Source organism: Mycoplasma buteonis, from assembly GCF_000733865.1.
GTDB lineage: Bacteria > Bacillota_I > Bacilli_A > Mycoplasmatales > Metamycoplasmataceae > Mycoplasmopsis > Mycoplasmopsis buteonis.
Genome location: NZ_JPOK01000004.1, coordinates 97,161 through 120,919 on the forward strand (window position 1 = coordinate 97,161; position 23,759 = coordinate 120,919).

Genomic DNA, 23,759 nt, shown 5'->3' on the forward strand with positions numbered 1-23,759 from the left:
TTTCTCCTGACTTTCCACCTTACAAATTTGCAGGTTGGCAATGGTCATCGCTGTCAAGCTACCATACTCTTTATGCAAGTAAGCTATATTATTATATTAAAAACTTTTGTTTTTAAATTAAAAAAGATATCCGTTTGGTGAGAACGGATATCCATAATAATTATCTGGTGTAATAACTATAATATGACTTTAATTAAGCTTGTGGACCACCTGTTGATTCTGCAGATTGTGCTTGTGAACCCTCTCTAGAATCGTCTGCTTGAACTGGTGATGGTTCTGCTGCAGCAGGTTTTGGTGCAACACCATTTTTTTCTAACATTTTAAGGTTTGAAGTTGATAGTGTTGTAAGGAAAGTTTTCATATCTGTGTGAGCTTGTTTTAATGCATTATTGTAATTTGTTAAATCATCTCCTGAAAGACTTTCTCTCATTTGTTGTCTAGCAAGTGGTGATACATATTGTAAGTATGCTAGAGCTTCAATTAATTCGTTTGTAGCGTTTGGTAATTGAGTTTGTGCATCTTGTTTTTCTTGTTGTGATTTTGTGTTATCTTTAAGAGTTTCAGCATATTTCTTAATTCTTGTAACAGCAGCATCTCTCAATTTACCTGCAAGTTCAGCAATTTTTTCTGTGTATTGTGTAATTGAGTTTTCTCCTGTTGCTCAATCAGTTTTTAATGTTTCTAATGTTTTGCTTACAAGTGCTTGTTTTGAAGCTGTAGTTGCATTTTCAGCTGCTACATTTTTATTGTAATCTGAAATTGTTTTATTAATTTTATCAAATAATTTTTTACCATGCTCATCTGCATTTCATTTTTGAAGATAATCTTGTTTAGCATCATCTTTTAATGTAAATCATGCAAATACTCCAACATTAGGTCTTGTTAATTCAGGAATTAATGAGGTTATATCTTCAACTGTTGCGATTAAATCGTTTAATTCGTGTGTTGAATTTAATAAGTCTAATAATGCAGTATTGTCTTGGTAAGCTTTTTCTAATTCTTCTGTTGGTGTAGCTTCAACATCTTTAGCTTGAATATCAGCTTTAATGTTGTTAATTTGGGTAGTTTCAGCTTCTGATTTATTTTGTAATTTTTCAGCTTTATCAAGAGCAGTGTGGTATGCTTTTCTAGCTTCTGAAAGAATTTCAGCTCTTTCTAATGCTTCACGAACTTCTTTAACTTTATCTTTAGAGAATGCTCCAAATAATTTTTCAAGAAGAGCTGTTTTTTCTGCTTCTGAAATAATCATTGCAGTAGCATCGTCATAAATTCTTTCAATTAATTTTGTTCTCTTGTCTTTGTTTAGAACTGCTGTATATTCATCATCACTTGAACCTTTGACAAACATACTTGCTGATTCATGAATTAAAGCTTTAATTTGTTTGTTAGTAATACTTGTATCAATTGATCAAGCATGTGAATCATCTAAAGAATTCATTAACATTAATACTAATTTATCATCAGCATTTTCAAAGTTTGATTGTCTATCAGATTTGATGTATGCTTTAATACTTGATAATGTAGCAGGAATTTTGCTTCCATCTTTTGTTGTGAATTCTTTAACGTTTTCACTGCTTGCTTCAGATGTACCATCAGCAAATTCTGAAACTGATTTAGCAGCTGCTTGAATATCATTGTTATTTACATCAAGTAATGATGTTTGAAGTGCTTTAGAAGCTTTTGATGAAGCATCTTTAAATCCTTTTAATAAAGCTTCGTAAGCTGCTTTGTAAGCAGCAATCTTTTGATCATTTGTAATATTTTCTTGATTTAAAGCAGTTGTTAATTGATCGTTTGCTTTCTTAATATCTGCGTTAAGAGGATTATCAAGACTTACATTTTGTTCTTCAATTTTTTCATCAATAGTTGCAAATAATGGAACAAATGATGTTACTCTTGCTTTATATGCATCGTATTGAGTTTTACGAAGTGATACTGTAAGTTCTTTAACTTTATCTGATGAGTAGATTTTTTCAGCTTCTACTGGATTGTGTTCAGCTTGAGCTCTGTTTTGTAATTCTTCTTGTTTATTTACTGCTGCATCAATAGCTGAACGTACTGTATCTTTTTGAGCGTAAAGTAATCCGTAATCTTGATCAGCTGCATCAGTTTTTGAAGGGATTGTAATTTCTTTTTCAAGTGCTTTAACAAAGTCGTTAAATTCTTTGTATGCTGGAGCTACTTTAGCGTTAAGAACTGATTTTTCAAGTTCTTTAATTTCTCTAATGTATTCTTCAGTCATTGCTGGAGCACCTAAAACAAATTTATCACTCATGTACTCATTGAACATTTTCTTTTCAGCATTAAATATTTGATCTAATTCTAAAATAGCATCTTGAACTTCTCTTGGAGTTCTACCTGATTTTTCAATAGCTTGAAGTAGAGCTGTACGTTTTTCTGTGATAGATGAATTATCTGTTGTTTTAACTAATTCAACATATTTTTTAGCTTCTTCAGCATGAATACGTCCAATTACATCATAAACTGTTTGATCAATGAGAGCTTTTCCTTCTTCATTGTTTTGTAATTGTTTTTTGAATTCTTGAACTTCATTGTATTTATCAAGAATATCTTGTTTAGCTTTGTAGTATTTAGCTTCTACTAAAGCGTCTTGAAGTTTCTTAGTATCAACAACGTAGTTTTTGAATGTTTGGTTGTTTAATTTACTGTAATCTGTAACACCTTTAAGTGCTTTGTCAGCAACACCTTGTGCATCTCTATATTTAGAATCAGCAATATCATTTGCTCTGTAGTTTTTAAGTTCTTCAAGTGATGCTTGGTAAGCTTCTTTAACAGGAGCAAGTAATTTTTCGTAAATTGGATCTACTTGTTCTGGTGTTTTAGCAGCTTCAAGTTCATTCATTAATGAATCTGATAATTCTTTGTATCCATTAATTTGTCCTAAATCTGTAATATCGTTAACAAGATCTTGTCTTACAGTTGGGTAACCAGCATTAGGTTGTGTTTCAGATTTAGCGATTAAATCATCTTTTGTATATTTATTTTCAGCTGGTGTTTTAAGAGCTTCAGCATTTTTGAATTCTGGTTTTAAAATTCCATCAAGTAATGCTTGAGTATCTCTGTAAATCTTGAATTTGTTTTCGTTTTCAACTTTACGTGCAAGTTCAGCATCACGTTTTTGAAGTGTATCTTGTGTATCTTTTGTATCCACAGTTAATACATTGTTGTAATCTTCATTAGCTTCAAAGTGTGTATCTGCTAAAAGTTTTTCTGTAGCAGCTTTTAATTCTTCGTAAGCAGCTTTGAATTTAGCACCTTTATCAAATTCATCTTTTAATTCTTCAACTGATTTTTTAGAATTTTCGTCAAAATCTTTTTGGAATTTTGAAATGTATTCAGCTAATTTTTCAGGTGATTGTGTACTTGATTCTTTATTTACAAGTTCTTTGTATTTTGCAAGAGCTGCAATTTTAGCTTCTGCTGCTTTAACAGCGGCTTCTTGAGTTTTAATTTCAGCTTCGTTTTTAGCTTTTTCTGCATTGGCTTTAGCTGTTTCAGCTGTTGATTTTTCAGCTTCGAATTTTGGTTCTAATGCTTTAGCTAATAAGTCAGCAGCTTTTTTAGCTGATTGTAATTTTTGAGCTTGTAATTGGATTTCAACAAGCATGTCAGCTCTTTTAATTGAAAGAAGCATTGTATCGATAGCTTGTTGTTTCATGTCAGCAAGTTGTCAATCAGCAGCTGTATTTGAAATTCATACAGCATTTTGCACTTTAGCAGCAGCTTTTTTGTATGTATCTACTGTAAGAGTGCTTGATTTTTTAGCTTCAGCAACCATTTGGTTTGCAGCAGCAATGTTTGATTTGTATAAATCTTTTGCATTGTTACGTTCGTAATCGTAGTAAATTTTTGCAAGGTAATCTGTATCGTGAATTGATTTTTCGTAGTCATATCTTGCACTATCTAAATCTACATCTTTGATTGCATTTTTAAGAAGTTCAACTGCTTCATTAAATAATTGTTCGTATTGTGTAGGGTTGTTTGCTTCTTCGTTTAATAAGTCTTCTTTTGTATATTTAACTAAAGCAACTTTAGCTGCTGCTGCATCTTTAGCTGCGTTAACAAGTGCAGCAGGATTGTATTCTGCAACAGCTGGTACATATTGACCTTGTGCTAATGCTGGTTTAGCAGCATCTGCAGCAACGTTAATTGCGTTTACTAAATCAAGATATGTATTGTATTTAAATTGTCCATATGTATCTAATTTTTCAACAGCAAGTTTGTATCCATTTTCAGCTAATTCATAATCTGATGGTTTTTCATTTCCTTCAATTGCATTATCTTTATCCATTACAGCGTTGAAAGCATCAAGGTTTTCTTTAGCAACATCTTTAAATGGAGATTGTTTAAGTGTATTATTTTTGTCTTCTGTAAGTTTTTCTAAGTATTTTGTAATTAACTCTTTAGCTTTTTTATCAGCTTCTGCTAATGATTTAGTTAATAATTCATTTACTGAAGTATAAAGTTCAATTGCATCTTTAACATTTGTTGTGTTAACTAAACCAAATACTGTATCTTCAGGTTGTTGTTTTTCTGTAGCAGCTGCAAGAGCTTTGTCAAATTCAACAATTTTAGCCGCTTCAACAGCTTCTTTACCTTTAAGTTCTGTAACTAATGCAGCAACTGCTTTAAGAGTTTCTTCTTTTCCTGGGAAAAGATTTGTAGGATTTACATAAAGTTTAAGTGAAGCCACTAAATCGGCTTGTGCTTTTGTTAAGTTTTCAAAGTCACTTGCTAATTTGTCAGCATTATCAACTTTTCCTGCAACAAGTGTAGAAATAAGTCTGTATAACTTTTTGTTAGCTGCCATTGTAGCTGTTGTTTGAGCATACTTGTCAGCTAAAGCTTGTGTCATATCTGTTACAAATTTTTGAATTGCAGCATTAACTGTTTCTTTGTGTGATTTAAATAAATCAGCATTTGTTGTGTATGAATCTGTTGTATCTTCAGGTTGAACTGAAAGTTTGTCAGCCATTTCTGTTTCAACAGTTTTTAATGAATTTTCTAATTCAGTAACTTTAGCTTCGTATCCTTCTACTGAACTATATGCTGTAGTAACTTCTTGAACTGGGTGTTCACCTTTGTTAATTAATGTATGTGCGTGAGCAGCAGCTCTTGTGTAGAAGTTCTTTTGAAGTGCAAAGTTATCTTTAGCATTTACTAATAATACTGAATCTTTAGCTGTATTGTATAAAGCAGATGTAATTTTATCTGAAGCTTCTGAAAGATCTTTGTCAGTAAATACTGTTTTTCCAATAACTGTTTGTTGTTCAGCTGTGTAAGCTTTAGCAGCTTGTGTAGGAGCAGCATCTTCAGCTTTTGCATTTGCAGGTTTTGGAAGTGTAACAACTACACTGTCATCACTGTAAACTCCGTTAGCAACAAGTTTAGTTAATTCGTTGTTTGCATCTTCGTAAGCTTTTTTGCTTTCAGCAAGTTCTGCATTAACTTTTGCTTTTTGAGCAACAGCTGCATCATATGATGTAACAACTAAATTAGCAGCATCTGGAAGCGTGTTTCAAATTTTTACATTTTGAATGTATGCAATAATGTTATCTGCTGATTCAATTTTTCCCATTGCATCTCTTAATTCGTTTAATAATTTAGAGAAGATTGCAACAGTTTCTGAATCTTGGTAACGAGCTTTTGAAACTTCTGCTTTATATTCGTATGTTTTGTAGTTATCTTTAGTAATGTCTTGAGAAGCATCTAATAAAACTCTGTTGTATGGAACAACTTCATCTTTTTTATCAGAATTATTAAAGAATTCAAAAACTAATTTTGAAAGATTTTCTTTAATTGTATCTTGTGCAATAAGAACATAAACAGCTTTAGCTTGTGTAGCTGTTTTAATTAAGTTGTTACTAATTGCATCAGTAGCATCTTTAACGTTTTTGTTAGCTGTTAATCCTGTTCTTACTGATTGAGGTAAGCTATCGATGTAGCTTTGTAATTTTTCAACCGCATCTTTAGTTTCAGCTTTAGCAGTTGTTTGTGCTGATTCAAGAACTTCAACAGCTGCTGAAAGTTCTTTTTCTTTTGCTTTAATGTCATCGGTAGAAAATTCACCACCATTTTCTTTACCTTTAATGTCATTAACAATTTTCTTAACAGCATCTAATGAATTTTGAACTTCAGCAGGAGCGTTGTAAGCACCTAATAAGTTAAATGAATTAACTCTTCATCCATCAAATTCTGTTGGTGTTGCATAGTCACCTTCAACTTGTTGTGTTTTAACGTTTGCGTTTTCAACAGCAACTTGAAGACTATCTAATGCGTTTTGTCTTTCTTTCTCTTCGTTGGCTTTAATGCTGCTTGTAACTGCTACCGGTATAGCCACAACAGCTGTTCCAACTAAGATACCTGAAACACCTAAAAGTAAGTATTTACTTTTTTTAGTCATATTATTCCCTTTCTTTTAAAAAGTTTGATATCAATTTTTATGCTTGAAGCATAAAGTCAGTACTGACAATTTAAAAAATTAAATTGCAGTGAGATTTTTGGTCTATTCCTTGCGGAACTGTTTAGAGAAATTAATTATCTTTAATTTTTCTAAGTATTTCGTCTATTCGACTACCAGTTTGGCTCACTTCATCTAGTAAAAAATGAACTTCTGGAACTTTTCGTCAGTTTAATGATTTTGCTAAGACCTTACGGACATAACCAGCAGAATTATTTAGGGCGATAATTCCTTTTTGATTATTTCCTGAAAGGTTAACAAAAACTTTTAAATGTGACAAATCGTTTGTTAATTTCACATCCATAACCACAGGGTCAACAATGTTTACATTCGATAAATCATTTGTGATTACGTCTGCCACTAACTGATGAATTTGAGATTCCTTTCTCTTTAAATTTATTTCATTCATGCGTTTATTATATCAAAAACTATAAATAAGTATAATCTGACTGAAAAAATGAAAATAGATATGAAAAACTGTTTCAGAATGAAACAAAATAATCAAATAATAAAAAAGATATAAGCGAACTTATATCTTGAATTATTAAAAATAAATTAAACTAATTTATCAAAAATATCATCACCAGTTTCTGATACTGTTGGTACACCAAAGTTACGAGCAACAATATTTCCTAATGTTCCAAGTCCTTGGAAGTTATCTAACACTTTAGGTGATTTAAATGATTTAGAGTAAATTGTAGCAGGAAGAAATTCTCTAGTGTGGTTAAATCCTGGATAAAGTGGATCGTTACCATGATCGCTTGTCATAATTAATAAATCATCATCATTCATAGCATTGATTAATTTACCTAATTTAACATCTAAGTCTGCAATATTTTGTGCGTATCCATGCACATTTCTTCTGTGACCATAGTGTGAATCAAATTGCACTAAGTTAGTGAAAATAAATTTATTTTCACCAGGTTGACTAGCTAAATCAATTGTAATATCCATTCCATTAGCATCACCTGCACTTGGGTAGTGCTTACTAATTCCTTGTCCTACAAAAATATCATTAATTTTACCAACTGAAATGACTTCAACTCCGCTTTTTTGAAGTTCATTTAAAATCATTTCTCTTGGTTGATTAGCATAGTCATGACGATTGAATGTTCTTGTGTAGTTTCCTTCTTCACCAATGTATGGACGAGCAATAATTCTTCCTACATTTCATTCGGGTTTGCTTGAACAAATTTCTCTTGCAGCTTTTGCATATTTGTAAAGATTATCAAGTCCTGTTCATTCTTCGTGAGCACAAATTTGAAGCACAGAATCCATTGATGTATAAACAATGATTGCTCCTCTGTTTTTTTCTTCATGAGCTAATTCATTAATGATATCTGTTCCTGAAGCAGCTTTATTTCCAACAATAGGACGATTATCAAAAGCTTTTGATAATTCATCAATTAATTCTTGTGGAAAACCATTTTCAAAGAAAGTTGGGAAAGGAACTATTGTTTTAATTCCCATCATTTCTCAGTGTCCTGCAAGGGTATCTTTTGCATTTGAAACTTCTTGCACTTTAGCCATATAAGCAAGTGGTTGTTTTACATGGTAATTACCATTTAAAGAAGTAATATTACCAATTCCTAATTTTTTTCATGTATCGATTTTAAATTCTTCAGCCATTGAAGCAGATCTAATTGTATTAGCACCTGCATCTCCAAAAGCTTTTTGATCACGATCTGGACCAATTCCAAGACCGTCAGTTACAATCATAAATACACGTTTAAATTTTGCCATTTATTCTCCATTCTGGACGTTATCAAATGATAACATCTTATATATTTTAAATTTTTTGTAATTAATATTGTGTTTAAAATTGATTTTTTTCATAAAACTGGAAAATTTTGTTGAGTTTTTTTCACAATTTTTTTGGTAAAAAAATATAATTGTTAAGAACAAAAAATAAAAAAGTTAATTTTAAGGAGAAAAAAATGAAAAAAATTGTTTTTTTAGATGGTAATGTGGTTTCAGATGCAAATTCTTTTTCACATCACTTAATGGATAGCTTCCACCAGGTAGCCACAGCAGATACAAATAATCAAGTTTTAAGATTTAATTTAAATGAAACAGAACACTCAAAAGTCTTTTTAAACGCTAATACTTTAAAAACTTATTTTCAAGATGTTAATTCAGACAAATGAATTAATTTATTAAAAGAAACAGATGTTCTAGTATTATCTAGTTCAATGATTAATTTTGGACCTAGTGTAGTTGTTAAGAATTTTTTAGATTCAATTTGTGTTGCTGATAAAACTTTCAGTTATAAATATTCTAAAAAAGGTGATGCGATTGGACTTTTAACAAATTTAAAAGTTGTTTTAGTAACATCACAAGGTGCACCACTTGGATGATATCCTTTTAACAATAATGAAACCTGACTAAAAGGTGTTTTTGAATTTTTAGGTGCACAAGTTTACCACATCGGAACATATGGTACAAAAGTTGAACCTCTTAAATCACAAGGAACAAGTAAAGCAAGCGAAGAACAAGTAAAATTATTTTTATCTTTTATTAATGAAAATAAATAATTTAAACTCAAAATAAGATTAAACATCAGTGCGTATAATGCACTGATTTTTTATTACCTTTACTAGCTAATTAATAAATTTGCTTAATATTTTTTAATAGTTTAATTTAATAAATTAATTTTTTCAGTATTAAAAAGCTGACAAATAACTTGCCAACTTTTTACCTAAATTGTTAATTTTAGAAATTACTAAATCTTAAATTTTAGACACCTTTACTTTTATTTAATTAGTTTATTTTTTATAGAATTGTTTTAATTGATTAATTAAGTTTTCTTTTAAACCAAAATTGTTAAATAAAGAATTATCAATTACATCTAAAGAATTATTTGAAACTGATAAAGCAAAATTTGTTAAATTCATAACATTAGCACTTTGGATAATCTTATCTATATTTGAAAAACTATTTAAAGATCAATTTACAACAATATTTAGGTTTTCTAGGTCTGCTTTATAAGGAATAACATACTTTCTAGTTACCTTATAAATTTTCTTAGGTAGCATTTTTACTTCTACATCTGGATAGTAAATAGCTGGTAAAATACCAATATTTATTTCTGAACCTGATAATCTATTTGCTAACTCTTTAGCTAACTGATCAGGCGTTTTACCACTAAATAAAACTTCAGGATAAGTTGTATAATCATCATCTACAGGCTTATTAATTTCTAAATTAGAATTATAAAGATACTTAAATTGGTCAAAACTTAAATAATGATTGTTAGGTAAATTTAGATTTTCTTTTGGTAGATTTTCAGTCGTTAAATCTAAAACCAAAACTTTTTTGTTAGTTTGTGGATTTTTTACTATTTTAATTTCTGTTTGTGTCTGTTCAAGTTGTGGTGTTTGGTTATTAAGCACATAAAAATCAGCAGTAATTTCAATAAATTTTTTATCATTTTTAGTAATAATATTTTTTTGAATGTTAGTTGAAATAATTTCATTATTATTCAAAGTATTGATTGAAAAATATGAAAGCTTGTTAATTAACAAGTTTTTTTCTTCGGTACTTAAATTTTCAAAAGTTGGATATCAAGATAAATAATTTTTAAATGTATTTGCTGTATTTTGTTCTAAAGAAACATCTTTATGAGTTAATAAATAATTTCAAATAGAAATATTTTTGTGTTTATCTAAAACATTATTATTTTTTAATAAAAAGTAAATTAAATTTTCATTAATACCATTTTTAATTGTTTGTCAATACTCTGAAATAATCTTTTTATCAGTTATAGTATTTAATTTCTCAATTTGTTTTTCTTTTTTAGCATTTATAAATTCTTTAGTATCTTGATTTAAGTTTTCCTCTTTTGCAACATCAACAGTTTTTTCATAGCTTACTGTTTCTATCTCTAACTGTGAGTTATTAGCTTTGTTAAATTCTGTTACTAAATAACCTAAAAAATCTATATATCCATTTAAAATATTTTTATCAACATTATTGTGTCTTGAATTTACTAAATCAAGGACACTAGGTTTGAATGTATTTATAAAAAAGTCCTGACTAGTTTTATTATCAAAATTATTGATTTGATTTTTAAGCTCAATAACTTTTTTAAGATTAATATTTTTGTTTATATCACTGATATTAGTATTAAATTCTTTGTTAAATTCAGTTATTTCTTTCTTTTCTCCTTCACATGAGGAAGCAATAGTTACTATAGGTAATGTAATAATAGGTGAAAATTGAAGAGATTTTTTTATAAATTTCTTTAACATGATAGTTCTCTTTTCTAGTTTGTGTTTAAACTAAATTTCAAGTTCAATTACTTTGAAAGTCAAAATTCTTAAATTGATTTGTTATATATAAATTTTGTCTGATGAATTTAAAAATTTAACTAATTAAATTGAACCAGTTTTCTGAATTGTAAAATTACTTTTTGTAAAAGTAACAAAAAAGTCGCACTAAAATACGACAAATTAATAGTCAAATTGATTATAGTTTTGAAAAAACTTCTTGTTTTTGACATAGATACCTTTACATATAAATAATATTCTTTATCAATAAGTTGTTTAACAAAAAGCTAAGAAAGAATAAAAAATGTTTATTTATTTCAAAATTAAGCAAAATCACTACACATAACCAGTCAAGTTGACATCTTTTCTAGTTAATCTTAGAAAATTATTTTCATTTTGAAAGTAAAAAACCTTACAAAAGTAAGGCTTATGATTTTTTAAATTTCTTTTGATATAACTTTATAATTTTTGGTGCAATAAACTTATTAGTTAGTTTTAAAATAAAACCTAAAATTAAAAATCCAAAGTAAATTGAAACTACAACGATTGTGTTAACATTTGGTGCTATTCCATAAATTTGAGGGAAAAAGTAACTAATTACCATAACTAAAATTAAAATAATAGCTAAAATGTATATAATTTTTTCTCAAATTGGAATTTTTTTAATAATTTTTCTTTTATCTAAAACAAAGGCACTAATAAATGAACATAAATCCTCTACAAGTAAACCTAGCGAGCTACCTAAAATAGCAGTTTCAAAGAAATTATCCATTTGTTCTTGGGTTTGGTTACCTAAGAAAATATTTAAAAGTCAAAATAATACTAAAGTAGCAAGTGTAATTCCGGTTGTAAATCAAATCGCATTTCTAAATTCGCCTTTAGTATTGCGTTTAGTTAAGCTACTAAATAAATGACCATCTTCACACATTGGAACTAATTTTCTGGCTGTAGAAACGCTAATAGTAATTTTTGCTGTAACATCATTTGCTAAATATCCCATGATAAATAATATACTTCCAAAAACTAAAAATACACTATAAATACCAATTAATCCCTGCTTAGTTTTGACAACATCAAATCCAAGCAAGAGAGTAAATGTGACGAAATAAAATGTAATAACAAAAGCAAAAGAAATTAAAAGTATTTTTCGAAAGTTTTTAAATTTAACATCTTTTGCCATAGCCGAAACATCTTCAGTTCCCGCAAAAGCATACACAAATAATAAAGCGTTTGCAAAAATTAACTGAGCATTAATTTTACCAATTTCGTGTGATTTAAATTGCATTAAATTCGCACTATATTGTGGTGTTGAAATAACTGAATAAACTAAAATTCCAATACCAAGTAAAACTGTAAATCATTTAATTGAACTCGTAATTAAAATTATCTTCTTGTTTGTTTTTAAACCAATTGTTGATAAGAAAATTAAAAAGACAAAAAATAAAAGAGATAAAACGCGAATTACTCAGACATAAACATTGTAATTTTCAATGTTTTTATCAATTAAACTAATAATGGTACTGGCAAGAAATAATGGAGAAACTGATGATAAAATTGGTGCTTGTAAAAACTGGTTTCAACCTACAAAAAATGAAAAATAACGAGCTACTTTTGCTTGCAGTGGTGTTAAATTACCATCATTAATGTGTTTGGCAAAAGTGTAACTTCCGCCATAGTGTTCTTTAAAATTATTAGCTAATCTTGAAAATAATAGTGAAACTGCAAAAATCACAAAACCAGCTAAAGCAATAATTAAATAGCTTCAATAGTTAAAAAGAACAAGAGAACCAATGGTTGTTAAAAATCCTACACCCACTACATAATTAATTGTAAAAAAGGTGAAGGATTTTTCTGTAAAGTGTTTTTCGTTTTGAGACAACTTATTTTTTCTCTTCGCAAGCTGTAGTTATTACTTCTTGCGGTTTTTTACCTAAAAAGATAAAATCAAAAATTTCTTTATATTCTTTAACAGGAATATAAGTTAAAGAACATTTAATTTCATTTGGTATCTCTTGTATATTTTTTGCATTTCCTGCAGGTATAAAAATATATTTCAGTCCTTTTTGACTAGCAGCAAATGATTTTTCTTTTAACCCACCAATTTCTAATACTTTTCCACGTAAAGTAATTTCACCAGTCATACCAATTTCATGTGGCACTGCACGGTTACTTAATGCAGAAATTAAAGCAGTAGTAAAGGTTACACCAGCACTAGGTCCATCTTTTGGTACTGCTCCTTCTGGTACGTGAATATGAATTGTATTTTCTTCAAAATCAAAGTCCGAAATTCCGAATTCTTCAGCATTAGATTTAACATATGATAAAGCGATTTGGGCTGATTCTTGCATAACTTCTTTTAGTGAACCAGTTAATTTAATATCTGATTTTCCTTTAAAAGTATTAACTTCAATTTGCAGTGTGCTTCCACCGTATGAAGTATAAGCTAGTCCATTGACAATCCCTGGTAAGTTTACCTCTGTTTGAGTTTCTTCTTTAAATTGAATTACACCAAGATACTCAGTAACTTGTTCAATTGTAATTGGGTTAGCTTTCAGCTTTTTATTTTCCATCAGTTTAACAACAATTTTACGTGCAATTTTGTCAAGTAAACGTTTTAGACCACGAACTCCAGCTTCACGTGTGTAATGTTTGATAATATATTCTAATGTTTCATCAGAAACTTGGAAATATTTTTTATCAAGTGCTGTTTGTTCAACCACTTTTGGAATAAGGTGTTTACGTGCAATATTAACTTTTTCACTTAAAGTATATGAAGAAAGCTCAATAATTTCAACACGGTCTAATAACGGTTCAGGAATATATTCATAGTAATTAGCTGTTGCAATAAAAATTGCTTTAGATAAATCATATTCATGTTCAAGATAGTGATCTTGGAAACGAATATTTTGCTCTGGATCTAAAACTTCAAGCATCGCACTAGCTGGATCACCTTTCATATCTGATTTCATTTTATCAATTTCATCAAGTAAAATGACAGGGTTTGAAACACCAGCTTGATTAATTCCTTTGATAATTTTTCCTGGCATAGCTCCTACATAAGTACGTCTATGCCCACGAATTTCGCTTTCATCATGTACTCCACCAAGTGAAACTTTAATAAATTTACGGTTTAAAGCTTCAGCAATTGCTTTTGACAGTGATGTTTTTCCTGTCCCTGGAGGACCTACTAATGCAATAATTGGAACATTATTAAAAGTACGTTTTTTAGCTTCTTCACCTTCTTTGAATAAGTTTAAATCGATTTGATAATGTTCGTCAATATTAATTAATTTTTTATCATCTGAATTTTTAGTTTTTAATTTTTGATTAATAATAACAGCTAAATATTCAATAATTCTTTCTTTAGCCTTATCTAATCCATAATGATTTTCATCTAGTACTTTACGTACTCTTTTCATATCGAGATATTCTTTTTCCGTTTTTCTTCAAGGAAGTTTTTTCATAATATCGATATATGTTTTTGCAAGTGTTGCTTCCGGTGAAGCTTGCATCATTTCTGAAACTCTTTTTGTTTCTGAATCAATAACTTTTTGAACTGATTTAGGATACATTTGACTTAATTTTGGATCACGAATAGTTAATGCATATTCATCTTCTTCATTTGGAGAAGCATTCATTTCTTCCAGTTTATTTTGAATAGCACGCATTTTTTCACGGAGCATAAACTCTTTTTGTTGCTCTGTTAATTTTTGATTCATATCTTCATTAAGATCTTGATCAAGTTGTAACATAGTTGTGAAAAATTCAACTACACTTCCTAAAATATCTTCATAACTTAAGAAAGTCATGCCACCAAAAATTTTGTCATCTTTTTTAGTAACTACTCTTGAATCAAAAAGTGAGATTAATGTCGCAATATGTACACCAAGAGCTTTTGCACTACTTTGATAATCCAAGTGGTGTGGTTCAAATCTTTTGATTAAATCAATAACAGTATCATAAGTAAATGGACGTTTTGAGACTGGGTTTTGTAAAAAGATTGTATCTTGCGGCTTAATAAGTCTGTTTTCATCAGTAAGCTTAAAAATATTTGTTGCTAATAAATCATATAAACCACGAAGTGAAGTTAATGGATTTTGCTCTGATACTAAATCTTCTAAACTATCAGTTACTTCCATCGCAAGGAAGAATCAATCATATTTGTTACCGTATTCGTTAACAAAATGTTCAACATTTTCTTCATCTTTTAATCATGGATTAAGCTTATAATTGGTTTCTAAATCTAATTCAATCATTCTTTTATCTGGAAGAATTTGAACTCTTTTAGTCACACGATAAGCTAAAATGTATCTATCATCTGTATCTTTTTCCAAACTAAGTGGTTCAATTAAAATAGCATAATTACTTTTTAATTTAAATTGTTTTTCATTATGTTCTTCAACAAAATAAAAAACAAATCTAAAAAGTGATAAATCACCATTATTACGAGCACCAAAATCTTCAATTAGTTTACCTAGCTTGAGGTTATCACCTTCTAGTGTAGTAATTGATAACGCACCTGGAAAAGCTGCATACTTATAGTAAACAGGGATTCCAAGGTGTCAAAGTACTTTGCTTGTTTTTTCTGCTTTTTTTGACATAAATTACTCCTATCCTTTAACCACAATATTAATAATTTTATTTGGTACAAAAATTTCTTTTAATATTTGTTTGTTTTCAATTCATTTAGCTACTGTTTGCTTAGCTAAATTCATAATTTCTGATTGTGTTGCATTTTTACTTACTTTTAGTTCTACTCTAAATTTACCATTAACTGAAATTGGATAAACCACTTCATCACTTTCTAATGCTTCTTTAACAATATTAAAGTCTCTTAAATTTTGTAAAGCAAAATATTTTTCTGAAACTTCTCATGCAAAATGAGGAATAAATGGTTCTAAAATGTTCATTAAAACATAAAACATTTCAGTAATTAAAAGTGGTGAACTAACTTTATCATATGCGTTTAATGTTTCCATAGCTCATGAAATTAAAGTATTAAACGCGTAAGTATTAGCATTATTTTCGTATGTTTCAAGTTGTTTTTGCATACCTTGATAAAGTTTCATACGCGCTAGTTTTTCATCAGCATTTAATTCATTTTGTTTAATTTGTCTAATATCAAAATTTTGCATAATTTCATCAGTGCGTTCAGCAAGACGATTTAAAAACTTAAAGCACCCATTAATACCAGCATCACTTCACTCTAATTCTTTTTGTGGAGGTGCAGCAAATAAAATAAATAATCTAGCAGTATCTGCTCCGTATTTAGCAAGCATTTGACTTGGTTCAACTACATTACCTTTAGATTTTGACATTTTTGCACCATCTTTAAGCACCATACCTTGGGTAATTAAAGTATTAAAAGGTTCACGGTAAGGAACTAAATTTAAATCTGCTAAAGCTTTAGTAAAGAAGCGAGCATATAGTAAGTGTAAAATAGCATGCTCAATACCACCGATGTAAACATCTACATTATTTCAGTAATTTAAATGTTTTGGTTCAAAAATCATTTCATCACGTAAATGATTTGGTGTAGTGTAACGCATAAAGTATCATGAAGATTCAAAGAATGTATCTAACGTATCAGTTTCTCTTGTAGCAGAACCTTTACATTTAGGACATTTAGTTTTTAATCATTCAGGATTAGTTTGGAGCGGATTACCTTGACCAGTAAATTCAACGTTAAATGGTAGTGTAATAGGTAAATGTGATATATCTTCAGCTACAACACCACAATTATCACAGTGAACTAGCGGAATTGGTGTTCCTCAGTATCTTTGACGTGAAATACCTCAATCACGCAGATTATATTTAATTTCTTTTTCTCAATTGTTGTTTTCGAAATTACTTAAATCATTATTAAGCTCTGTAAATTCTAAATCATTAGCTTGCATGAAAGATACATGTGTTGGATTTAAATAAGTCATAAACTGAGAAACTTTATTCGGATTATGTGAAGCAAAATCAGCAATTACAACCGCAAGTTCACTATTAGTAATATTATTAAAAACAGTAAATGGTGTTCTAATTGCAATTTTATGACTAAAATCTTTGTTAGTAAAATGTTTATTTATATCTTCAAGTAAATTAAGTTCTTTATCAGTAAAATAATTTTGCTCTTTTAATAAGTTTACTAAAGCATGTTTATTTGAAATTACTACATAATTAGCATTAATAATGTTTTCTTTGTTTTTATCCGTCACAATTAAAAAGCTTGGTAAGTTTTCTAATTTTATTTTAGAATTAAGTGCTAAAGATAATTTATACTCTTCAGTTTTACCAATTCAATTTTCTTGCATTGTTAAAACTTGTTGCGGTCACTTACCTTCAAGAGTTTTTAAATCTTTTAAAAGTTCATCAGCATACTCGGTAATTTTTAAATAATATGTTTCCATTTCTTTAATTACTACAGGTTCATCACATCTTCAACATTTTCCATCAACAACTTGTTCGTTAGCTAAAACTGTTTGATCACCTTCGCATCAATTTAATTGTGAAGTTTTTTGATAAATTAAACCTTTTTCTCAGAGCTTAATAAAAATATATTGTTCTCATTTAGTGTAATTTTCATCACTAGTAATGCATAAATAGTTTCAAGCATAAGAAATTCCGAGTTTTTTAATTTCTTCGTTCATTGAGTTAATGTTTTGATATGTTCAAGTACGTGGATGAATTTGATTTTTAATTGCGGCGTTTTCTGCTGGTAAACCAAAAGCATCTCAACCAAATGGGTGCAGTACATTAAACCCTCTACGACGGTAGTAACGTGCAATTGCGTCACCAATTGAATAATTTCTAACATGTCCCATGTGTAATTTTCCACTCGGGTATGGGAACATACTTACAATATATTTTTTAGGTAACTCAAAATTATCTGCAGGTTCAAAATAACCTTCAGACAATCATTTTTCTTGTCATTTAGCATCAATTTCAGAATAATTAAATTTTGCCATGATTTCTCCTAATATTTGTGTAATGAAATGCGTATACTGCTGTTTTTGAAAAACATAGTTTTAAATTCAAATAGCATAACCAAATTAGTTACTACTATATTAAAAATAAAATTTGAGAGGTTAAAAACTAAATAAAAACTAAAACTTGCCCAAAAATATGATTTTATGCCGAAAAATAAACTACTAAGGTTTTTTGATTCATAAAATTCTTGAACTTTTGTTAGATTAAAAGTGAGCTCTGGAAATAAATTTAAAATTTTAAAATAAATTGAATTAGTAAAAAAAGTATTAAGCAAAGCTAAAAATAAGCTAGTAATTAGCATAGCCACGAATAAAGCAAAATTTCATTTCAAAGCTTCGGATAAAATTCTGTTTTTAGTTAAACTTTTACGTGCATTAACTGTTAGCATCTTCTTAAATCCAAGACTAGCTAGATAAAAGAAAAAGACAAAAAGTAATTGAGCAATTAAGACTAAAACATTACCTAAAATGGTAAGTAATATAAAACCTGATTGCTTAAATAAAATCATTAAAATCGTTTTTAAAAAAATCAAAAACAAAACGTATTTGTAGCCAGCTAAATAAAAAAAGAACAAAACAATAACTAATGATAAGTTAAAACTCAAAAAACTAAATTTTAAAAAAGAACTTCCAGCTTCAATAATCATTGATAAAGCTAGCAAAAGAGCAGTTAGTACAATTCAGTACGAACTGAGTTTTTTATTTTGTTCCAAAAATTCTGTCTCCTGCGTCACCAAGACCAGGTTCAATGTATCCTTTACTGTTAAGTTTAGAATCAAGTGAAGCAAGATAAATTTTAAAATCTTTTCCGAATTCAGATTCGATTTTATCAACTCCATTTTGTACACCAACAAGACAAACTAATTGAATGTTAGTAAAACCTTCTTTACGTAAAGAATGAATTGCATCAGCTGCAGAATTACCAGTAGCAAGCATCGGATCAACAACAACAATTAGTGAATCCTTTGCAACTTGTGGCATTTTGAAAAAATAAGGAACTGGTTCTAGTGTTTCTTCATTACGGTACATTCCGATGTGTCCAACACGAGCTTGTGGTACTAAATTTAAAATTCCTTCAACCATACCTAAACCAGCTCTTAAAATTGGCACTAAAACAATCTCTTTACTAAAAGCTTTACCTAAAAATTTTTGATTTAAAGGAGTAGTGATTTCACTGTCTAAACATTGGTAATCTCTTAAAATTTCGTACACCATTAATGATGCAATTTCATTTAAATTGTTGCGAAAAGCTAAGTGATCTGTATCTTTATCACGCATTTTTGTCAGTTTAATTTGAATTAATGGGTGATCAATAATTTTAAGCATTGTACCTCCGTTTTATTTATAAGATATATTTATGTTTTATATTATATTAAATAAATTGTTAATTTTTACAGCTTTTTTAAAGTAATTAAATTAATAAAATTTTAGGAAAAAACAACAAAAAATACCAGAAAAACTGGTATTTTTTAGGAAATTATTATTTAACTTCACCAACAAGTGTTGTTGTTGAATCAGCATTAAAACTGCTGTTTGTAAAGCTGAATCTGTTGTGTTTTCCTTCGTTTAAGACAACACAAATAGCGTCAGTAATTAAACCTTTTGATTTTAATAACTCTAAGTCAACTTCAGCAACAGGTTGTCCAGCTGTTACTTTGTCTCCTTGTGCTACTAATGATTTAAATCCTTCACCTTGAAGTCCAACAGTGTCAATTCCAATGTGAATTAGAAGTTGTACACCATCTTTAGTTGTAATTCCGTATGCATGTTTTGAAGGGAAAACAAGTGTTACTTCACCATCAACTGGTGAGTAAACATTTCCTACTTTTTCTGATGAAAATTTAACAGCAAATCCATCACCCATTGCTTTAGATGAAAATACTTGATCTTCAACTTCAGCAATTGGAATAATTTTTCCACGTGCAACTGTGTTAAGTTGAACTGGATTTACTAATTCTTGGTAATCATCTTCCATAGCTTCATGAACTGCTTCGATTGTTTCTGTTTCAGTTCTTGATAATAACTCTGGATTTTTAGCTAATGCAGAAGCAATAGCATCTCTATTTTTGTTAATTGAAGCATTGATTTGTTCAGCTTCTGTACCAAAAATAGCTTGTACGTGGTTTTCTCCAACAAATTGTACACCGTAAGCTCCAGCAGCTTTAAGACCATCAACGCTAACTTTTGATTTATCTTTAACGTCGTATCTTAAACGTGAAGCACAGTTGTTAAATGCTGTAATGTTATCAACACCACCCATAGCAGCAACAATATCTAATGATTTTTGATCAACACCTTCAACAGAACTTTTTGAATCTTTAGCTGCTCTAACGTCAGCTTTTGTAAATAATTTAGTGTTTCCACCTCTACCTGGTGTATCAAGGTTTTTTCATTTGATAAATCAGTAGAAGAATCCAAAGTAGATAATTGCGTATGCAGGACCAACTACTAATGGTCATCAGAAGTGTGTTCCTTTTTGTACGTTAATTGCTCCGTAGATCACCATATCAAGTGCTCCACCTGAGAAAGCCATAGGAATGTGTGTTCCTAATAAGTTTGCTACAAGGAATGATGTAGCAGCCATAAATGCGTGGAATCCTCAGAATAAGAATGGTGATAAGAATAAGAATGTAAATTCAATTGGTTCAGTAACTCCAGTAATAAATGAAGTAGTTGCAGCAGGAATAACTGTTCCAAGTGTTACTTTTCTATTTTCTTTTGGTGCAGCAAAAACCATCGCTACAGCAGCAGCTGGTAAACCAAACATCATGATTGAGAATTTACCATCCATAAATCTTCCTACTCTAATTCCTAAGTAATCAGAAATAAAAGCAAAAAGAGGAATTCCGTAAATATCATTTTTCTCAAATGAAATTAATCTAAGTGACATTGTTGAGTCACCTTTTAATTTGTCAGCATTTTCAGCAACAAATTTTTGGAATGCAAGGAAGTTCCCTGATTCTAATAATTCATTAACTTGTGCTTGTGTAAATCCGTAGAATAATTCGTTTGAATTATTAGCAGCAGCAAATTCAGTAGCTGCTTTTGTGAATGTATTTAATGATGCTTCAACATCACCACCAACTTCAGTATATCAAAGTGGTGCGTAAAATACGTGGTGTAATCCAAATGGAATAAGTGATCTTTCGATGTAACCGAAAACAAATGAATCAACGTATTTAGCTGAACCAAGAGCTGTACCAATTTTGTTAAGTGCAACTCCAACTCATGGTCAGAAGATTAAGAATAAAATAGCTAATGCAGCCATTGCAGGGATGGCAGCGATAGCAACGAATCTTTTTCCTCCAAAGAATGAGATTGCAGCAGGTAATTTAATTGTATGCAATTCGTTGTATAAATATTGCATTACAAGTCCAACAACAATACCTCCAAAAACAGATGTTTGTAATGAAGTGATTCCCATTGTTGAACCAACTAATTTAAGTAATGATTCAGGATTTCTTCCTGCACCACCAAATAAAACAGTATATCCGGTAAGATGTTTTTGTACGATAATACCGTTATTAGCTACTCATGCATCAACAGCTTCAGTTTTTTCTTTTTTATCAACAATTGAAGTAATACTGTCAGGCAATGAAATTGAATTTCATGCAGGTTTGTTACCTTCTGATGTAACTAATTGTAAATATTCTGTACTTTCAACTGGTTTAATGAAAACTTGTTGAATTAATAAGAATACAACATAACCGATTAAAGTTGCGAAAACAGCAACTCCAGCTTCATCAGTAAAGGCGATAACAAAAGCTACCGCAAATAGTAATGGTAAAATGTAGAATACAGAGTTACCAAGTTGTTCGATAAAGCTTCCGAATGTTTTAAGCCCTGCTAAATCACCAGCATTTGATGAAATAGCAGCACCAACACCTAGGAATAATCCGGCAATAGCCATAACTGAAATAGGTAACATAAATGCACCTGAAATCTTAGATAAGATTTTTCTAGCTTTACCTGAACCACTATTGTTTTTTGACTTAGTTTTTTTATTAAATTTACTAAAAAAACTTGTTTTTAATAATGAGCTCATTAGTCTCCTTTCTTATAAAGATACTAAAAATTCTTATAATCAATATTAAGATAATAAGAAACTAGTTTTTATTTTTTGAATAAAATTGTTTTAAAAATTAGACACATACATTTTAAAACGTATGCAAAATAATTTTATTAAATTTCACATGTCAAAACCAAAAGTGAAAATTCAAAACAAATAAATAGTGGTAACATTTCCTTATTTTTAATTAAAATTTAACTTTTTACTTTTTTGATCATTTTTAGCAAAATTTATTCTGCAAAAAAGTTTCCACAGTAAGACAAGAATATTGTTTTATTTTTTGTTTTAAAATTAACCTAATATATAATAAATACACAAAAAATTCGTTAGGAGTAAAGATGAAAAATAAACATATTATTATTTTAATTAATGGTAAAAGAAGAAGTGGAAAAGGTTTATTAAGTAATAAATTAAAAGAAAAATGTGCAAAAGAATTCGATAATAACGTTAATATCTTATCTTTTGCTCAACCAATCAAACAAATTACCGAACCAATTCTGGCAGCTATTAACTGAAATGGACAAGACAAAGAAATTGTTCGTCCATTATGAATTGCTATGGGAGAAGTTGGAAGAAATATTGATAACAACGTTTGATGTTCTAAAGTATTTGACAAAATTTTAGAAATTACTAAAGAATCATCACAGCAAAATAAAAATAGTCTATTTTTAATTGATGACTTAAGATTTCCAAATGAACTTGACTTTTTTAAAGGAAACAAAAAGAGAATTCAAGAAATTGTCAAAGAAGGTGATGAAGTTAGAATCGTTTCAATTCGCATTGAAAAATTCATGGATGCAGAAAAATTTGTTCCAGGAGTTGATGATAACTCAACAGAAACTAGCTTTGATAAATTAGTAAATATTTGTTTTGATCACATTGTACCTATGGATGTTTTAATTAACCGTGATTGAGTTCCTAATTTTCAAAACGTAGACATTATGGCTGATGTAATTATTAGTAACTTCCTTAAATAATGGCAGCACGTAAATATTACAATAACAAAGATTATTTTGTTGATTTAGAAAATCATGTTTTAGTTTTAAGTGACAAGTTGTATGCTACTTTAAATAGTAATAACAAATGAACTAAATACAAAAAAATTGGTGGAAGTTCAATTGGTGATATTTTACTTAAAGATGAACCATTTAAATCTGAATTTAGTGCTTTTTGTCACATCACACGTTTAAAACTGCCAGTATTAGTAGATAAATATGTACATGCTGGGATTATTTTAGAACCTATTATTTTTGATAAACTCAGAAAAAATCAGCCAAATAAAGAGTTAGCAAAAATAATTAACTACGAAGCAGCAAATTATAATTATGATTATTTTGCTGGTTTAGATCCAATTTTTGGCGGAGTGCCAGATGGATACATGTGTTCTTATAATGAAATCGAAACAGAAGCACAAATCAATAAACTAAAAGAAAGAATTGCGAAAGCGAATTTAGATAATGATATTCAGCTAGTAAATAATTTAAATGATGAATTAAAAAAACTTGAAGCTATATATAAAGATGAACACTCAAAAGGTGTGATTATAGAAATTAAAACAGCAGGTGAAAAGAAACTAGAAAAATGAGCCACTGATGGAGTGGAACTATCATATCGTAAGCAAAGTCAACTATACGCTTACTTAAATGGTAATTATAAATATGTAATTGTCGCTTTATTTTTACAAGAAAATGACTACTTAGATCCACAAAATGTAGATTTAGATAAACGAAATATGCGTAGTTATAAATTTGAAATTAATGAAAATGAAGTTCGAGATGATATAGCAACAGTCCGCCAGTGATATGAAAAATACACTAGCACTAAAATTTCACCTAAATTTGATTTAAGCAAAGATCAAGATCAAATTGATTATTTACTTTGTGAAAACGAAGAACAATGACAAACTTTACTTGATGAATGAAAAAAAATAGGAAAAGCAGATTTAGATAAAACTATTTAAAAAT

General features: G+C 29.2%; 13 protein-coding genes. 3 read left to right on the plus strand and 10 right to left on the minus strand.

Annotated features, from left to right (window positions below; all coding sequences use genetic code 4):
• Window positions 1-193 precede the first annotated feature (193 nt).
• From EI91_RS00425 to EI91_RS00435, 3 genes are all read right to left on the minus strand, one after another.
• Window positions 194-6,424 carry a hypothetical protein gene (locus EI91_RS00425; RefSeq protein WP_036451870.1) on the minus strand — a complete coding sequence of 2,077 codons (6,231 nt, stop codon included), beginning with the start codon at window positions 6,422-6,424 and terminating at the stop codon, window positions 194-196.
• A 130-nt stretch (window positions 6,425-6,554) separates the two neighbouring features.
• A complete protein-coding gene (gene rbfA, locus EI91_RS00430) occupies window positions 6,555-6,890 on the minus strand; it encodes a 30S ribosome-binding factor RbfA (RefSeq protein ID WP_036451872.1) in 336 nt (111 codons plus the stop codon).
• Between the two features lie 146 nt (window positions 6,891-7,036).
• Window positions 7,037-8,224 (minus strand): phosphopentomutase, encoded by a 1,188-nt coding sequence (locus EI91_RS00435; RefSeq protein WP_036451874.1) that lies wholly within the window; start codon window positions 8,222-8,224, stop codon window positions 7,037-7,039.
• 194 nt (window positions 8,225-8,418) lie between these two features.
• Between EI91_RS00435 and EI91_RS00440 the strand changes: the two genes are divergently transcribed.
• Window positions 8,419-9,015: an FMN-dependent NADH-azoreductase gene (locus EI91_RS00440; RefSeq protein ID WP_036451875.1), complete on the plus strand. Its 597-nt coding sequence runs from the start codon at window positions 8,419-8,421 to the stop codon at window positions 9,013-9,015.
• 231 nt (window positions 9,016-9,246) lie between these two features.
• Here EI91_RS00440 and EI91_RS00445 read toward each other — a convergent pair whose 3' ends face one another.
• From EI91_RS00445 to EI91_RS00475, 7 genes are all read right to left on the minus strand, one after another.
• A complete protein-coding gene (locus EI91_RS00445) occupies window positions 9,247-10,731 on the minus strand; it encodes a hypothetical protein (RefSeq protein WP_036451877.1) in 1,485 nt (494 codons plus the stop codon).
• A gap of 445 nt (window positions 10,732-11,176) precedes the next feature.
• On the minus strand, window positions 11,177-12,628 hold the full coding sequence (locus EI91_RS00450; RefSeq protein WP_036451879.1) for an amino acid permease: 1,452 nt from the start codon (window positions 12,626-12,628) through the stop codon (window positions 11,177-11,179).
• Window position 12,629: 1 nt separating this feature from the next.
• A complete protein-coding gene (gene lon, locus EI91_RS00455) occupies window positions 12,630-15,350 on the minus strand; it encodes an endopeptidase La (protein ID WP_036451882.1) in 2,721 nt (906 codons plus the stop codon).
• Between the two features lie 9 nt (window positions 15,351-15,359).
• Window positions 15,360-17,705 carry a class I tRNA ligase family protein gene (locus EI91_RS00460; protein ID WP_036451883.1) on the minus strand — a complete coding sequence of 782 codons (2,346 nt, stop codon included), beginning with the start codon at window positions 17,703-17,705 and terminating at the stop codon, window positions 15,360-15,362.
• Between the two features lie 8 nt (window positions 17,706-17,713).
• Entirely contained in the window at window positions 17,714-18,439 is a 726-nt protein-coding gene (locus tag EI91_RS00465) for an MPN527 family putative ECF transporter permease subunit (RefSeq protein WP_036451885.1), read from the minus strand.
• Window positions 18,426-19,052, minus strand: a complete 627-nt coding sequence (upp, locus tag EI91_RS00470; protein ID WP_036451887.1) for a uracil phosphoribosyltransferase — start codon at window positions 19,050-19,052, stop codon at window positions 18,426-18,428. The genes EI91_RS00465 and upp overlap by 14 nt, the downstream gene beginning before the upstream one ends.
• Before the next feature lie 154 nt (window positions 19,053-19,206).
• The gene (locus EI91_RS00475; RefSeq protein ID WP_036451889.1) at window positions 19,207-21,771 is read right to left on the minus strand and encodes a PTS sugar transporter subunit IIABC; all 2,565 of its coding nucleotides are present in this window, start codon (window positions 21,769-21,771) and stop codon (window positions 19,207-19,209) included.
• A 362-nt stretch (window positions 21,772-22,133) separates the two neighbouring features.
• On the opposite strand from EI91_RS00475, the gene EI91_RS00480 reads away from it, so the two are divergent.
• Together EI91_RS00480 and EI91_RS00485 are read left to right on the plus strand one after the other, a co-directional pair.
• A complete protein-coding gene (locus EI91_RS00480) occupies window positions 22,134-22,772 on the plus strand; it encodes a hypothetical protein (protein ID WP_036451891.1) in 639 nt (212 codons plus the stop codon).
• On the plus strand, window positions 22,772-23,755 hold the full coding sequence (locus tag EI91_RS00485; protein WP_036451892.1) for an MAGa7180 family putative nuclease: 984 nt from the start codon (window positions 22,772-22,774) through the stop codon (window positions 23,753-23,755). Before EI91_RS00480 ends, EI91_RS00485 begins: the two co-directional genes overlap by 1 nt.
• The last annotated feature ends 4 nt before the right edge of the window (window positions 23,756-23,759 follow it).